This is a genomic window from Pseudomonas sp. PME37.24/006 (assembly GCF_055556635.1).
The window spans coordinates 1-272 of the sequence record NZ_JBVHNL010000095.1 but is presented as its reverse complement, the minus strand read 5'-3'; the positions used below and the strand labels follow the sequence as shown (position 1 = coordinate 272).

Here is a 272-nt window from a genome sequence, read left to right as displayed (position 1 = left end):
AATTGAAGTCGCCATTGATATGCCCGAAGCCTTGCCTGCCCGTGGCCTGGCTTTGGTTGCGCATCCGCATCCACTGTTTGGCGGTACGATGGATAACAAGGTGGCACAAACGCTGGCGCGTGCTTTTGTGCAACTGGGCTACATTACCATTCGCGCCAACTTTCGCGGTGTTGGCAAGACCGAAGGTGAGCATGATCACGGGATTGGCGAGCGCGCTGATCTATTGGTCGTGATTGACTGGCTGCAAGCAAACTATGCCGGGCAATGCGTCA

The 272-nt window shown here is 55.5% G+C and carries 1 protein-coding gene; it reads left to right on the top strand.

All coding sequences use genetic code 11. The annotated features are described in order from the left end of the window. Positions 1–272, top strand: a 272-nt coding sequence (locus tag ACZ3GY_RS23980; RefSeq protein ID WP_465912236.1) for an alpha/beta hydrolase, incomplete at both ends; no start/stop codon positions are given.